The organism is Candidatus Pseudothioglobus sp. uisw_142 (assembly GCF_059512465.1).
In genome coordinates this window covers 1,525,156-1,539,533 of sequence record NZ_CM183452.1, presented here as the reverse complement: position 1 = coordinate 1,539,533, position 14,378 = coordinate 1,525,156, and the positions used below count along the sequence as shown (strand labels likewise).

The window sequence follows — 14,378 nt, the reverse complement described above, 5'->3', positions numbered from 1 at the left end:
TTGCAATAAAATTTAATGAGAAGTATATTATATCATATATATGAATTTTTTTTTACTGAGATATTGAAAAAAATTGTAAATTATCGATATAAAATTTAGTTTTATTCTGAAATATCTCGGCATAAAATTCAAGGCAATAGAATTAGATTTTTAAAATAATAATTTAATCAATAGAGGTTAAAAATGAAAAAATTTTTCTTAATTATTTTATTGAGCTGGGCTCCTTTATCAGTTTTATCTGAAGTGGGAGATCTCTATTACTGTGAGATGACTCAGGCAGTTGAAATAAAAGAGGGTAAGCTGATTAATTATATTCCCCAAAAATTTAAATTTAGAATTATCAAAAGTGATTTAATAGAGTTTGGACAAGAGGCAAATTACTTTAGTGGTCTTGAGCTCAAGGTGCTCGAATTTGCATCTAATGGAGAAGAGTTTTATGGAGAAAATTTTGAATATTCGTATGGCAGTTTTTATTTTGCCGATGTTTTTAGGCGGCCATCAGGGGGTATAAACAAACTTACAGCAACAATGCTAAGTGCAGAATGCGCTGTTGTAGATGATTATTCTGTATAGTCAACAAGTATTAACCCTTTTATATTTGAAATTATGATTTCAAGAGCAGTAAAAACAAATCGACTTGTTAGGTTATTTGGTTTGACTAAGGTCCCCATGATTTGGTATTGTCGCCCAAGGGTCATTGAGCATAATGACGAAAAGATTGAAATTAGAATACCTCTTAAAAGAAGAACAAAAAATCATTTAGGAAGCATGTACTTTGGCGTCCTGGCAGTTGGTGCAGACATTACTGGCGGGTTTCTTGCTATGGATCCAATCCAAGAGAGTGGGCGTAATATTACTTTAATCTTTAAAGACTTTAAGGCCGACTTTCTTAAAAGGCCTGAGGGTGATGTTCATTTCATATGTAAAGATGGACTGGCAATAAAAGAGTTGGTTAATCAAGTTGCGCATTCCACTGAAAGGCATAACTATACATTGAGTATTGAAGCTATAGTGCCATCTATCTCCTCTGATGTAGTTGCAAGGTTTGAGCTTACACTTTCCTTGAAAGACAAAACTTAAAGTATGCATCAAAATCCTATCAATAATGACTCTCAAAATGCTAATATCAAGCCAGCGATGCTTGAGTTATCTCAATTTAAACTTGGGCTCATAATCACCATTCTTTGTGTATTATTTTTTCTAATTATTCAGCCAAATCTAATGAAATTTTTGTTATTTTCATCGCCCATGTTGTGGGAGTGCATGTAGTCTAGATTCACAATATAAAAAATTTATAAAATCCTTATTTTTGATAGGGTTTATCTGTGATAATTCACTTTTGAAACTTTAGGGTAAAGTTAATGGTTTATATTGATTTAGCTCCCACGGAGCTTATTAGTGAGTCATTGAATCGAAGTGAGGGTTCCCTCACAAATACGGGCGCTTTATTAGTTGAGACTGGAAGCCGATCTGGCAGAAGCCCAAACGATCGTTTCATTGTTGATGAGCCTTCGACATCAGAATTTATTGAATGGGGTGAGGTCAATAGACCTTTTTCTGAAGAAAATTTCAACGCCTTGTGGACTAAAGTTGAGAATTATTTGTCCAAAAATGACTCCTTCAGATCACACCTCCATGTAGGCGCCCACTCTGAACATTACCTTCCAGTTGAGGTCAATACGGAGACTGCTTGGCAGGGCTTGTTTGGACGAAATATGTTTATAAAGCCTGATACCTTTAACCCAAAGGGTAAAGAGCTATGGACTATTCTGAATGTTGCATCCTATGCCTGTGATCCTCAATCAGACGGCACAAATTCTGATGGCGTTGTTATTATTAATTTTGCTCAAAAGAAGGTCTTACTTGCTGGAATGAGATACGCAGGTGAGATGAAAAAAGCAATGTTTTCAGTACAAAACTTTTTACTTCCTGAAAAAGACGTTTTACCTATGCATTGCTCTGCAAACGTTGGGGAAAATGGAGATACAGCTTTATTTTTTGGTCTATCAGGAACTGGAAAGACGACCCTATCAGCTGACCCTGAGCGTTATTTGATTGGAGACGATGAGCATGGCTGGTCCAAAGGTTCAGTGTTTAACATCGAGGGAGGTTGTTATGCAAAAACCATTAACCTTTCCCAAAAAAATGAACCTATTATTTGGGATGCTATCCATCATGGCGCCATTGTTGAAAATGTAAAAGTTGATCACAATGGTCTAACTGATTATGACGATACGACTATTTCTGAGAATGGTCGGTGTTCGTATCCATTAGAGCATGTTAAAAAACGTGTTAAAGAAAACTCAGCAGGCGAACCAAGGGTTGTTATTTTCTTAACCTGTGATGTATCTGGAGTACTTCCACCTGTCTCAATTCTGAGTAAAGAGGCGGCAGCTTATCATTTTCTTTCAGGGTACACTGCGCGAGTAGGCTCAACAGAGCTAGGCGCTGAAGCTGGCATAAACCCAGCCTTCTCGTCATGCTTTGGAGCGCCGTTTATGCCAAGATCGCCAGGAAGCTATGCCAATCTGCTTATTAAACGACTTGCAGAGTTTGATACCCAGGTTTACCTGGTGAATACTGGTTGGACTGGGGGCTCTGGTGCTCCTGGAGGATCTGGATCGAGATTCCCAATCCCGGTCACTCGGGCAATAGTCTCAGCATGTCAGAGCGGTGATTTACTAAATTCAAAGGTCAGGCATCTTGATGATTTAAATCTGGATATTCCGTTGTCAATACCAGGAGTAGACGATACTTATCTCAACCCGCGTGATACCTGGGAGAATAAGTTGGACTATGATAATGAGTCATCAAAACTTGCAAAATTGTTTTCTGAAAACTTTAAACAGTTTAATGTCGATGAGTCAATTATTGCTGCAGGACCTATAGTAGTTAGTAAATAAAATTCTGTATAAGTAAAACTAAAACTGCGATGATAATGGCAGCAATGACGACTGGCGGGATGTTTTTCATAAAACGAATTATAAAGATTCTTTCTTTACTTTTTCATGTAAATAATACCTTTGAGCCAAAGATTTTCTATATTATTTCATGACTTAAATCATTTAATATTCGAAGTCATAATGGCAATCAAAGCGTTTTCACGTCCTTTCACACAGCAAGAGTCAATTAGCCAAGAGGCCATTGATGCTGCAGTTGAGGTCCTTAAGTCTGGCAGACTTCATCGATATAATACCGTTGAAGATGAGCTTTCAGAGGTTTCCCTTTTGGAGCAAGAATATGCTAATTATCAGGGATCAAAATACTGTTTAGCGTGTGCGTCAGGTGGTTATGCTATGAGTGTTGCCCTTAGAGCTGCGGGCCTTCAGCCTGGGGAGAGTGTTCTCACAAATACCTTTACTCTTGCGCCTGTTCCTGGCTCAATTTCTAATGCGGGCGGAAAATCAATTTTCATAGAGATTACAAAAGACCTTGTCTTAGATCTAGATGATTTATCTAAGAAAGCCAATTCAAGTGGTGCACGTTTTTTACTGATTTCTCATATGCGTGGTCACCTCGTTGATATGGATCAGTTAATGAAAATTGTCAATGAAAATAATTTAATACTTATTGAGGATTGTGCTCATACTATGGGTGCCCAATGGGGTAAACAAAAGAGCGGTAATTTTGGGCTTGCTGGTTGCTTTAGTACTCAAACCTATAAGCATTTGAATTCTGGTGAGGGCGGACTCTTGACATCAAATGATGAGGAGTTTATGGCCCGTGCAATAATATATTCTGGGTCCTATATGCTTTATGAAAGGCATGGGGCCTCTCCAAAGGCAGAGGTATTTGAAAATATTAGGCTTGAAACCCCAAACTATTCAGGGCGAATGGACAATCTCAGGGCCTCCATTCTTAGGCCGCAACTGGGTAATCTAGATAATAATGTTGAGCGTTGGAATGAGCGCTACCAGTTAGTTGAGAGTAAGTTAAGACAAGTCAGAGGAATTGAGGTTCCAGTTCGCTTTAAAGAAGAGAGATACGTTGGAAGCTCAATCCAGTTTAGAATTCCAGGAATTTCAAACTCTGAAGCCAAAACGTTTATTGAGAGTAATAAGAGACTAGGTGTTGAGCTTAAATGGTTTGGAAATGATGACCCAAATGGGTTTACAAGTAATCATAAGAGCTGGAAATATGTGAGCTCCCAAGAGCTCAAAAAATCAGATGAAATCTTGTCTTGTTTATTTGACTTAAGGTTGCCGTTAACGTTTACTCTTGGTGACTGTTCTCATTTGTCAGAGGTTATTATTGAATGCGCGGGTCAGCTTCTTGATCAGTAGTTACCGCTTTCTTGAAGAGCCATATTGCCTCCAGCAATCCATCCAGAGGTCCATGCGCTTTGAAAGTTGAATCCTCCAGTGATACCATCAATATCCATAACTTCACCAGAAAAAAATAATCCCGAGCAAATTTTGCTTTCCATCGTTTTTAGATTAATTTCTTTGAGGTCGACTCCGCCGCATTCGACAAACTCTTCTTTGAATCGACTTTTTCCAAGAATACTGAGTTCACAGTGAATCAAATTTTCTATAATTTGTTTTAATTCATTTTTGCTAATTTCAGACCAATTTTTTTCTTTTGAAATTGAGCATTTAACAAGAAGCTGCAGCCAAAATCTTTTGGTCAGGGCTTTTGGATAGGCATTACCAATTGAGGTTTTAGTGTTGCTATTTTTAATATCTTTTAGAAGGTTTTCAGCATCACTCAAATTTTCAATGCTTAGCCAATTCACAATAATTTTAGCTTTGTAGTCAGCATGCATCATTTCACGTGCAGCCCAGGCTGATAGCTTTAAGAGGGCAGGACCACTCAAGCCCCAGTGGGTGATTAGCAGAGCGCCAGTTTCAGCAAAGGGCTTTGCGTTTTCAATGTTAAGGGTTAGTGTTGCATTAGTAAAAGAGGTGCCGGATAAGTTTTCTAAGACGGGATCGGCAATTTTGAATGTGAAAAGAGATGGAGCAATTTCTGTTATTGAGTGGCCAAGAGATTTTGCAAGATCGTATCCTAATGGCTTGCTACCAGTAGCAATTAAAACTGAATCAGCTATGAATGACTCATCCTTATTGATAGATAAAGCTATTTTTCCATTCTGAAGTTTATTTATAGAAGTAACATTCGTTTTATTTTTTAATTTAACTTTGTGTTTATGAGTTTCTTTGAGAAAGCAGTTAATAATGGTTTCTGAGTTATTTGTTATTGGAAACATGCGGCCATCACTTTCATGTTTAAGGGCAACTCCACGATTTTCAAACCACTCGATGGTATTGGATGCATGAAATTTTTGTAAGGGAGAGAGGAGTTCTTTCTGTCCACGCGGGTATTTTAGGCTGAAATCATTAATATCAAAAAGATGATGAGTCACATTGCAGCGACCACCGCCAGAAATTCTAACCTTTCTTAAAAAACTTGTTGTTGCTTCAAAGACGCAAATATTTACATCAATATTTTTTTCTTTGGCAACTTCAGCGCAGCGAATCGAGGCAAAAATACCACTTGCGCCGCCTCCAATGATTGCGATGGTTTTCTTTTTTGTTGGGCTCATTGTAATTGAATATTAATTTGATGATCCCGGATGTGATTAATTCAGTACCACCTTACCATACCTATAATTCCTGCTGTCGCATAAAAGAATTGAAGAAAGAGAATTCCTTTATGTTGACCTAGATATGCCCAATAGCCTATGGAGATGGCTGATATAAGAAGTAGAAGAAAGCCAGCAAATTCAACACCAACATTCAACGCCACCATCATCGAATACAAGATTGCTGTAATCACTCCGAACCATTCAAAAACTTTACTTTTCATAATAACGCCTTCTAGATTAATTCAGTTGAGACAGCCAGAACTGCAATAGCCAAAAGAGCAAGTGTTTGCAGAACTAGCAGTGCGATTGATTTACCACCCAATTCCATCATTGATTTTAGGGAAGTTGTTACCCCGAGACCTGCAATCGCGAATACTAAGGACCACTGTGAAACACCAGCAAGGAATTCAGAGAGAATTGAGGGTATAAAGCCACTGCTATTGATTACTAAGCACATAGCAAATGCAAGTGCAAACCAAGGGAAGGCTTTAGGGCTGATATTGCTGGTTGCATCGCCTCTTTTCAATAAAATAGCTATCACAATCACAATGATAGGTAGCATTGAGATCCGAAGTAGTTTAATAAATGTGGCTATATCCCCTGTCTCATTGGAAACTGCATAACCAGCGCCAACAACTTGAGCAACGTCATGAATCGTTGAGCCGATTAGAATTCCAATTTCAACCTCACTAAACTCAGCCATTGAAAAAAGGATGGGATAGACAATCATTGCGATTGTTGATAAAGAGGTCACACAGACAACAACAAACAATGTATCACGATGCCTGTCTTTCCAGTTTGGAAAGACTGAGGCGACAGCGAGTGCAGCAGCAGCACCACAAATTGCAACAGCGCAGGCAGTTAAAAGTGCAAACAGATGTCGTCTCCCCATTAATCTTGCAATAAGCCAGCTGACGCCAATTGATGAGAGAACTAGAATAGGAACAAACAAAAGAGCGTTTGTTCCAAGCCCTAAAATTTGATCAAGTGTAACTCTAAAGCCTAATAATGCAACACCAAAACGCAAAATCTTTTTACTTGAAAATTCAATACCTGGTGCACAACGTTCATCACTTGAGAGAAAGTTAAACGCTATTCCAATGAGAAGAGCAAACAACATCACTGGTGCTTTGTAATGAAGACTCAAAAAGCCAGCTGCGGCCGCAATGGTTCCAACAACAATTAGCCCCGGCGAAAGAATATTAAGTCGGTTCTGCATGTTGAGTAATGGTGATTTCATATTATCAGACGCTATGTCAGATCATTAAAAATTAGTTTATCTGTCACAAGTATAGCACTGCTGAAATCATTATCCTTCGCAAACGCTCCCGGAAAGCCAATACACTTAATTGAGGCTGCTAATGCTGAGTGCATACTAACTTCAGTGTCCTCAATAGCAACACAATTCTCTGCTTCTAAATTAAGCTCTGAAAGTGCTTTTAGATAGATATCAGGCTTTGGTTTTGTATTTGAAACCATTCTGTCATTGCCTATGAAGCTGAAAACACTTCTATTTAATTGATTCTTAAGTGCTTGAAAGACGGCATCTACATTGTCTTTGGAGGTACTAGTCACAAATGCTAGCTTTATCCCATTATCAAGCGCTTGGTCTATAAGGCTGGCTACGCCAGGTCGAAGCAAGACATCTCCACTAACCATAAGGTCATCAAAGATTTTTGTTTTTTCATCATGAAGTTTTTTTGCATCCACTTCAATGCCTTGATGAGCCGCAAAGTCTTCAATTCTCTGACGACCTCCAGATTTTTTTAGTAAATCTTGATATTGTGCTGGACTCCAATTCCAATCAAGTCCATTTTCAGAAAACGCTTGATTGAATGCACTTCGTTGAAGCTCTGAAGTTTCAATAAGTGTTCCAATTGATCCAAATAGGATTGCTTTGTAATTCATTGTTTTGCCCTTAAAGAGTTGTAATAGTTCTATACTGAAGTATTCACGTATCTACTTTTTAGATACACAAAAGTGCAGCATTTTAATTAAAAATGCTTATTATCGCAAGACATAAATGGTGGAGATGGGGGGAATTGAACCCCCGTCCGAAAACCTTCAGTCAAGAAGTCTACATGCTTAGTAAAGGTCTATTGAGTTAACTTTTTACCACCCGACCAACAGGGATGTAGAAAGCGATTTTAGTTTAGGTTTTAACCCTATTATCCTAAAATAATAATAGTGGCGAGTCTGTTAGCGACCGTTATCCTAAAAGTACAGACAACTCCTAAGTAACGGTTAGCATTATGCTGCTAAAGCGTAGTTGTCTTCGTTTGCAACTATTATTTAAAGAACGTTTTTACGAGCAATCTTTGTCCTCGACATGCATCCTTGAAATCCAACTCCTCGTCGAAGCCATGTCATCCCCAGATGCATTCATTATACGCTTGATTAATTGAATTTAGCTAATTGTCACTCTAGCAAATTTTCTTTTGCCTACTTGAAATACGAGCGTTCCTTCGTCAGGCGCTAAGTCTTTATCAGTAAGCTTTTCACCATCAATTTTTACGGCGCCCTGCTTAATCATTCGAAATGCCTCTGAGGTTGAACTAACAAGATTAGAGTCTTTGAGAAGGTTTGCCACCTTAATTCCCTTAGAAAAAGAGAATTCATCCATTTCATCTGGAATTTGATTTTTTGCGAACCTATCTATAAAGTTTTGCTGCGCTTTGAGTGCTTGATCTTTGTCATGGAATCGCGTAACTATCTCTTCCGCTAATCGAAACTTAATGTTTCTTGGGTTCTCACCACCTGCAACTTCTTTTTTCCAGGATTCAATGGTTTCAAGTGATTCAAAGCTTAACAGTTCAAGATAGCGCCACATAAGGTCATCTGAAATCGACATGATTTTGCCAAACATACTATCAGGATCTTCATCAATACCAATATAGTTGCCGAGTGACTTGCTCATTTTCTGAACGCCATCAAGGCCTTCTAAAATTGGCATTGTCAGGATGACTTGAGGCTCCATATCGGCCTGCTTTTGAAGCTCCCTGCCAACCAAAAGATTAAATTTTTGATCAGACCCACCTAGCTCGATATCGGCTCTCAGTGCAACAGAGTCATAACCCTGCACGAGAGGATATAAAAATTCATGAATCGATATTGCTTGGCCACCTTTGTAGCGTTTGGAAAAGTCATCGCGCTCAAGCATTCTTGCAACGGTTTGTTTTGATGCCAGTGAGATCATTTCAGAAGAGCTCATTTTGCCCATCCACTCAGAGTTAAAGGCAATCCTAGTTTTATCCTTATCCAAGATCTTAAAGACTTGATCTTCATAGCTTTTGGCATTTTCAAGGACGTCTGCTTTTGTGAGCGGTTTTCGGGTTACATTTTTTCCAGTAGGATCTCCTATCATGCCTGTAAAGTCACCAATCAAGAAAATAATTTCGTGACCCAGATCTTGAAGCTGCTTCATTTTATTGATGACGACAGTATGCCCAAGATGTAAGTCTGGTGCAGTTGGATCCATTCCCAGCTTGACTCTTAAGGGTTTGTTTTTTTCAAGTTTCTTCTTGAGCTCTTCAAGAGGTAGTATTTCATCTGCTCCTCTTTGAATAATTGCTAGTGTTTCGTCTATTGTCATTTTAAATGCTCTCTATGGTCTTATTTGTCCGTCACCCATGACGATGTATTTTTGTGATGTAAGTCCCTCTAGTCCTACTGGACCTCTGACATGGAATTTACCTGTACTGATTCCAATTTCAGCGCCAAAACCATACTCAAATCCATCTGCAAAACCTGTAGAAGCGTTAACCATAACAGAGGATGAGTCAACTTCGGATAGGAATTTTTTTGAATTGACATTATTCTCAGTCACAATTGCATCGGTATGGGCAGATCCATATGTATTAATGTGAGATATGGCCTCATCGACTGAATCAACAATCTTCATCGAAAGAATTGGCGCTAAGTACTCTTCACTCCAGTCATCCTGAGTTGCTTTTTTAATAACCTTTGATAGCATCTGAGATTTTTCACAACCCCTAATTTCAACTTCTTTTTTAATGAAAAGCTCGATTAATTTTGATAGGGCTTTGGAGTCAAAATCTTTATGAACGAGAAGGGTTTCAGTTGCGTTACAAACTCCGTATCTTCTAGTCTTGCCATTGAAGGCAATATTAACCCCTTTTTGAGGGTCTGCATCTTTGTCTAAATAGGTATGACAGACTCCATCCAGATGTTTGATAACTGGCACTCTGGCATTCATACTAATATTTTTGATGAGACCTTTGCCGCCTCTTGGAATAATTGCATCGACATAATCACTTGCACTAACGAGTTCAATGACTGCTTCGCGATCAGTAACCTTAATCAGTTGCACTGAGTTTGGATCAAGTCCTGCCTCTTCGAGGCCTCTCTCGATGCAAGAATAAAAGGCTATGTTTGAGTTGATAGCCTCAGAGCCACCTCTGAGTATGATGGCATTGCCAGATTTAATGCACAGTCCTGCAGCGTCTACTGTAACGTTTGGACGAGACTCATAAATCATCCCTATGACGCCCAAAGGAACCATCATTTTTCCAATTTTGATGCCACTTGGTCTTTCCTTAAAGTCAGAGATTTGTCCTATCGGATCAACCAAGGTTGAGATTTGATGAAGTCCTTCAACGACGCTATCTAGTCTCTCATCATTAAGCATTAGTCGATCTAAAAGCGCATCATCAATACTATTTTCTCTAGCAGCTTTTAAGTCTAAGTCATTGGCATCTAAGATAAATTGTTTGTTCTGTTGAATTTGACTAGCAATACTGATTAATGCATTATTCTTTTGATCAGTGCTGGCAATTCTTAAAGTTTCAGAGGCTAACCTAGCCTTCTGGCCAATTATTTTAATTAATTCAGCTATTGAGCCCATTGCTTTTTCCTGATAAAGAAGTAACTACGCCTTGTAGTTCGTCATAAACGTTTAGATTATCCATACCTTTGAGAGAGCGGTCAATACGACCCAGGGTTAGGAGGAGTTTTTGAAGCGACTGGTAGCTATGCTTTTTGAGCGCATTCGATATTAAAGGCTTTCTTTTTTGCCAGACCCTGTGATTACTAAGAACACTTTCAATGGTCTGGTTGGTTTTGAGTTCAATAGCCATCGTCACTAGGTTTTTAATTTCTCGGTAGAGCGATGAGATCAGAATGACGGGTGGGGTCGCATCTTCGACAAGTGATTTAAAAATTTTGTTTACTTTTTCGCTGTCACCTTGAAGGGCTGAGTCGATCATTCCAAAAACTGAATACTGAGATTGCTGATCAATCTGATTCAAGTATTCCTGAAGTTTGATATTGCCATCAGGGTAGGCAATTTTAAGTTTTTGGATCTCCTGCATAGTGGCCAAAAGATTTCCTTCAGTGCAGTAAGCTATAGCGTTGGCAACATCATGATTGGAATTTAAACCGAGTTGCGACATGTTAGTTGAAATCCAGCCCACAAGTTGATTGCTTTGAACTTCCCAATGCTGTATGACAATTCCATTCCTATCAAGTGACTTAAACCATTTACTTTTTTGCTGAGCCATATCTAATTTTCCAGAGGAAATTAATATCAAAATATCATCTGGCAAACTTTCAGCAAGCTCTGTGAGTGCTTTAGACCCTTTCACTCCAATTTTTCCAGTTGTTAGGCGGCACTCAATAATCCTTTTTTCAGCAAACAAAGATGGACTTGAAATTAGACTAAATATTGAATCCCAAGAAAAGTTGCCATCAATGTCAAACCTAAATTGCTCACTGTATCCATTTGTCTTTGCTGAATCCTTGATTAAAGATAAAGACTGCTCAACGAGGAGTATTTCTGCTCCAAATACGAAATAAATTGAAGCGAGTTGATTTGAAAGATTATTTTGAAGCTGTTCAGGTTTAATATTCATTTAGTATCTATAGTTACTCTGGCTTCTTATACAGAAGTAAATTAAGTATGCCCTCATTCATTATGTCATAGTTATAAAAAATATTGATTAAACCTTGAAAAATGCCATCAAACACTATATATAAAAAACAATAGGGTATATTTACCTTTCTAATTTAGGATAAATTTAAGTTTATGTATAAGAATATTTTACTATGGTTGGTCCTTGGAAGTGTGCTTGCATCGCTTTTTGGGCAATTTAATGTAGCTGATGAAAAGAATGAGATTAGTTACTCTCAATTCATTCAAAGTGTTAAGCAAGGAAGCGTCTCAAGCGTTAAGATTGCAGGTAGTAATATTAGCGGAGTAACCGCTCTTGGTGAAAGGTTTGAAACCTATAGCCCTGGCGATCTTGGGCTGATGGGTGACTTATTAAATAACGGCGTTTCAGTTGAGGCGACGCCTCCTGCCAAAGAAAGCTTTGTAAAACAGCTAATTATTTCCTTGGCACCTATACTGCTTCTTATTGGAGTCATCATGTATACGATGAGAGGTGCTGGAGGATCAATGGGCGGTAAAAACCCAATGTCATTTGGTAAATCAAAAGCGCGTTTAATCACAAAGGATGAGTCTCATGTCACTTTTGATGATGTTGCTGGTGTAGATGAAGCTAAAGAAGAGGTTGGAGAGCTCGTCGACTTTCTATCGGACCCTAGTAAGTTCACTAAAGTGGGTGGTAAGATTCCTAAGGGCGTTCTTATGGTCGGTCCTCCAGGTACAGGTAAAACACTTTTGGCAAAAGCAGTTGCCGGTGAGGCAGATGTCCCATTCTTTTTCATTTCTGGATCAGATTTTGTAGAAATGTTTGTAGGTGTTGGTGCTTCTCGAGTAAGAGATATGTTTGATCAAGCTAAGAAAAATGCTCCTTGCATTATATTTATTGATGAGATTGATGCTGTAGGTCGTCAGCGCGGCGCTGGAATGGGCGGTGGTCATGATGAACGTGAGCAGACACTTAATCAAATGCTAGTTGAAATGGATGGATTTGAGGGTTCAGAAGGCATCATTGTGGTTGCTGCAACTAACCGACCTGACGTTCTTGATCCTGCACTTTTAAGACCTGGTAGATTTGATAGAACGGTGACTGTTGGGCTTCCTGACATTAATGGACGCGATGCCATCTTGAAAGTACACATGAGAAAACTGCCTATTGCAAAAAATGTCAAGTCGATGGATATTGCTAGAGGAACACCTGGTTTTTCTGGTGCAGACCTTGCTAATCTAGCGAATGAAGCAGCACTTATTGCTGCTCGATTCAGTAAAAAGCTTGTTGGTATGAGAGAATTTGAAAAGGCTAAAGATAAAATTATGATGGGCGCTGAGCGAAAAGGCATGGTAATGGATGCCTCTGAAAAAGAAATGACAGCATACCATGAGGCTGGCCACGCTATTGTGGGTCGTTTAATGCCAGAGCATGACCCTGTTTACAAGGTCAGTATTATTCCGAGAGGAAGGGCACTTGGTGTTACGATGTTTCTTCCTGAAAAAGATAGCTATAGTATCTCAAAACGCAAACTTAATTCGCAGGTGGCCTCTTTGTTTGGTGGGCGAATTGCTGAAGAGGTTGTGTATGGTGAGGATGCTGTCACTACAGGCGCAAGTAATGATATTGAACGTGCTACTGAAATAGCTCACAAGATGGTTAAGCTTTGGGGTATGTCGAGTGTAATGGGACCAATGGCTTACGGTGAAGATGAGGGAGAAGTCTTTCTGGGACGCCAGGTTACAAAGCATAAGCACATCTCAGATGAAACATTTACAAAGGTAGATAGTGAAATACGTAAGATTATCGATACGAACTATTCAACAGCGTATAAGATTATTAAGGACAACAGAGACATTTTGGACGCAATGGCTGCAGCCCTTGTTGAATTTGAAACGATTGATACGAGTCAAATAGATGATTTAATGGCAAGAGTTCCTATGAGGGAGCCAGCAGATGTTGTTGATTCTGAAGAGGTTTCTTCGGAACTTGGGACTGGAGGTAAAGATTCAAAAAGCTCTAAATCTTCATCAGACACTAAAACTGATGCAGATGGTGGTACTGAGCAGTTTGCATAATTTATCCTCGCTATGATTGTCTCTCAGCCAATCATTATGGGTGTTCTCAATGTAACACCCGACTCCTTTTCTGATGGCGGAAAATTTTTCGATGCTAATTCCGCTATTGATCAGGCTTCATCAATGGTCCAGGAAGGTGCTGGCATTATTGATATTGGTGGTGAATCGACAAGACCTGGTGCAAAAGCTGTCAGTGTCCAAGATGAGCTTAACCGTGTCATTCCGGTTATCGAAGCTCTACAAGGAAAAATTAATGTCCCAATCTCGATTGATACCTCTAAGCCTGAGGTAATGGAGAGAGCTGTTGGAGCAGGTGCAAGTATTATCAATGATGTCAATGCACTTCGCGCTGACGGTGCCTTGAATATGGCTGCAAAACTTAAAACTGATATATGCCTCATGCATATGCAGGGAAGTCCAAGAACGATGCAGAATAATCCTACTTATGAAGATGTAGTCAAGGATATAAAAGTATTCTTTAAGGAAAGAATTGATGCCTGTAAGCTAGCAGGTATAGAGCTCAGATCAATCTCATTAGATCCTGGATTTGGCTTTGGAAAGAACTTAGGTCATAATATAGCATTGTTAAAGAATCTCTCAGAGTTTCATGAATTTGGCGTATCCATTCTTGCGGGACTCTCTAGAAAATCAATGATTGGAACCCTTTTGGGTGACAAAGACGTTGACTCAAGAATGATTGGGAGCGTGACAGCAGCATTAATTGCTGTCGAAAATGGGGCTGATATTATAAGAGTCCACGATGTTGCAGAGACAAGTGATGCACTCAGAGTCTGGCAACAAATTAAGAATTTTAGGGGGTAG

The 14,378-nt window shown here is 39.0% G+C and carries 13 protein-coding genes and 1 other RNA gene; 6 read left to right on the top strand and 8 right to left on the bottom strand.

Features of this window, described 5'->3' with window-relative positions; translation table 11 throughout:
* Window positions 1–183 precede the first annotated feature (183 nt).
* From AC5YGB_RS07915 to AC5YGB_RS07900, 4 genes are all read left to right on the top strand, one after another.
* Window positions 184–573, top strand: coding sequence for a hypothetical protein (locus tag AC5YGB_RS07915; protein ID WP_065353198.1), 390 nt, complete (start codon window positions 184–186; stop codon window positions 571–573).
* Window positions 574–606: 33 nt separating this feature from the next.
* On the top strand, window positions 607–1,080 hold the full coding sequence (locus AC5YGB_RS07910; protein ID WP_496137175.1) for a DUF4442 domain-containing protein: 474 nt from the start codon (window positions 607–609) through the stop codon (window positions 1,078–1,080).
* Window positions 1,081–1,361: 281 nt separating this feature from the next.
* Window positions 1,362–2,903: a phosphoenolpyruvate carboxykinase gene (locus AC5YGB_RS07905; protein WP_496137174.1), complete on the top strand. Its 1,542-nt coding sequence runs from the start codon at window positions 1,362–1,364 to the stop codon at window positions 2,901–2,903.
* Window positions 2,904–3,083: 180 nt separating this feature from the next.
* The gene (locus AC5YGB_RS07900) at window positions 3,084–4,283 is read left to right on the top strand and encodes an aminotransferase class I/II-fold pyridoxal phosphate-dependent enzyme (RefSeq protein ID WP_496137173.1); all 1,200 of its coding nucleotides are present in this window, start codon (window positions 3,084–3,086) and stop codon (window positions 4,281–4,283) included.
* On the opposite strand, the gene AC5YGB_RS07895 is transcribed toward AC5YGB_RS07900, so the two are convergent.
* From AC5YGB_RS07895 to holA, 8 genes are all read right to left on the bottom strand, one after another.
* On the bottom strand, window positions 4,277–5,545 hold the full coding sequence (locus AC5YGB_RS07895; RefSeq protein ID WP_496137172.1) for an aminoacetone oxidase family FAD-binding enzyme: 1,269 nt from the start codon (window positions 5,543–5,545) through the stop codon (window positions 4,277–4,279). The two genes, AC5YGB_RS07900 and AC5YGB_RS07895, sit on opposite strands and share 7 nt — an antisense overlap.
* Before the next feature lie 41 nt (window positions 5,546–5,586).
* Complete coding sequence (locus tag AC5YGB_RS07890; protein ID WP_020023546.1) at window positions 5,587–5,808, bottom strand: hypothetical protein; 222 nt, start codon at window positions 5,806–5,808, stop codon at window positions 5,587–5,589.
* Between the two features lie 11 nt (window positions 5,809–5,819).
* Complete coding sequence (locus AC5YGB_RS07885) at window positions 5,820–6,827, bottom strand: YeiH family protein (RefSeq protein WP_271772466.1); 1,008 nt, start codon at window positions 6,825–6,827, stop codon at window positions 5,820–5,822.
* A gap of 11 nt (window positions 6,828–6,838) precedes the next feature.
* Entirely contained in the window at window positions 6,839–7,495 is a 657-nt protein-coding gene (locus tag AC5YGB_RS07880) for an HAD-IA family hydrolase (RefSeq protein ID WP_496137171.1), read from the bottom strand.
* A gap of 116 nt (window positions 7,496–7,611) precedes the next feature.
* Window positions 7,612–7,961: a transfer-messenger RNA gene (gene ssrA / locus AC5YGB_RS07875) on the bottom strand.
* A 33-nt stretch (window positions 7,962–7,994) separates the two neighbouring features.
* Entirely contained in the window at window positions 7,995–9,179 is a 1,185-nt protein-coding gene (gene tyrS, locus AC5YGB_RS07870; protein WP_496137170.1) for a tyrosine--tRNA ligase, read from the bottom strand.
* 12 nt (window positions 9,180–9,191) lie between these two features.
* A complete protein-coding gene (locus AC5YGB_RS07865) occupies window positions 9,192–10,451 on the bottom strand; it encodes a glutamate-5-semialdehyde dehydrogenase (protein WP_496137169.1) in 1,260 nt (419 codons plus the stop codon).
* Window positions 10,435–11,457: a DNA polymerase III subunit delta gene (holA, locus tag AC5YGB_RS07860; protein ID WP_496137168.1), complete on the bottom strand. Its 1,023-nt coding sequence runs from the start codon at window positions 11,455–11,457 to the stop codon at window positions 10,435–10,437. Before holA ends, AC5YGB_RS07865 begins: the two co-directional genes overlap by 17 nt.
* 173 nt (window positions 11,458–11,630) lie before the next feature.
* Here holA and ftsH point away from each other — a divergent pair, with 173 nt between their 5' ends.
* On the top strand, window positions 11,631–13,556 hold the full coding sequence (gene ftsH / locus AC5YGB_RS07855; RefSeq protein WP_496137167.1) for an ATP-dependent zinc metalloprotease FtsH: 1,926 nt from the start codon (window positions 11,631–11,633) through the stop codon (window positions 13,554–13,556).
* Between the two features lie 12 nt (window positions 13,557–13,568).
* Entirely contained in the window at window positions 13,569–14,378 is an 810-nt protein-coding gene (folP, locus tag AC5YGB_RS07850) for a dihydropteroate synthase (protein WP_496137166.1), read from the top strand.

Bases quoted from the DNA above. Each gene is read 5' to 3' on its own strand.
- AC5YGB_RS07865 (WP_496137169.1), bottom strand. From the start codon at position 10,451: ATGGGCTCAATAGCTGAATTAATTAAAATAATTGGCCAGAAGGCTAGG.
- AC5YGB_RS07910 (WP_496137175.1), top strand. From the start codon at position 607: ATGATTTCAAGAGCAGTAAAAACAAATCGACTTGTTAGGTTATTTGGT.
- AC5YGB_RS07895 (WP_496137172.1), bottom strand. From the start codon at position 5,545: ATGAGCCCAACAAAAAAGAAAACCATCGCAATCATTGGAGGCGGCGCA.
- AC5YGB_RS07915 (WP_065353198.1), top strand. From the start codon at position 184: ATGAAAAAATTTTTCTTAATTATTTTATTGAGCTGGGCTCCTTTATCA.
- AC5YGB_RS07890 (WP_020023546.1), bottom strand. From the start codon at position 5,808: ATGAAAAGTAAAGTTTTTGAATGGTTCGGAGTGATTACAGCAATCTTG.
- AC5YGB_RS07900 (WP_496137173.1), top strand. From the start codon at position 3,084: ATGGCAATCAAAGCGTTTTCACGTCCTTTCACACAGCAAGAGTCAATT.
- AC5YGB_RS07885 (WP_271772466.1), bottom strand. From the start codon at position 6,827: ATGAAATCACCATTACTCAACATGCAGAACCGACTTAATATTCTTTCG.
- holA (WP_496137168.1), bottom strand. From the start codon at position 11,457: ATGAATATTAAACCTGAACAGCTTCAAAATAATCTTTCAAATCAACTC.
- AC5YGB_RS07905 (WP_496137174.1), top strand. From the start codon at position 1,362: ATGGTTTATATTGATTTAGCTCCCACGGAGCTTATTAGTGAGTCATTG.
- folP (WP_496137166.1), top strand. From the start codon at position 13,569: ATGATTGTCTCTCAGCCAATCATTATGGGTGTTCTCAATGTAACACCC.
- AC5YGB_RS07880 (WP_496137171.1), bottom strand. From the start codon at position 7,495: ATGAATTACAAAGCAATCCTATTTGGATCAATTGGAACACTTATTGAA.
- tyrS (WP_496137170.1), bottom strand. From the start codon at position 9,179: ATGACAATAGACGAAACACTAGCAATTATTCAAAGAGGAGCAGATGAA.
- ftsH (WP_496137167.1), top strand. From the start codon at position 11,631: ATGTATAAGAATATTTTACTATGGTTGGTCCTTGGAAGTGTGCTTGCA.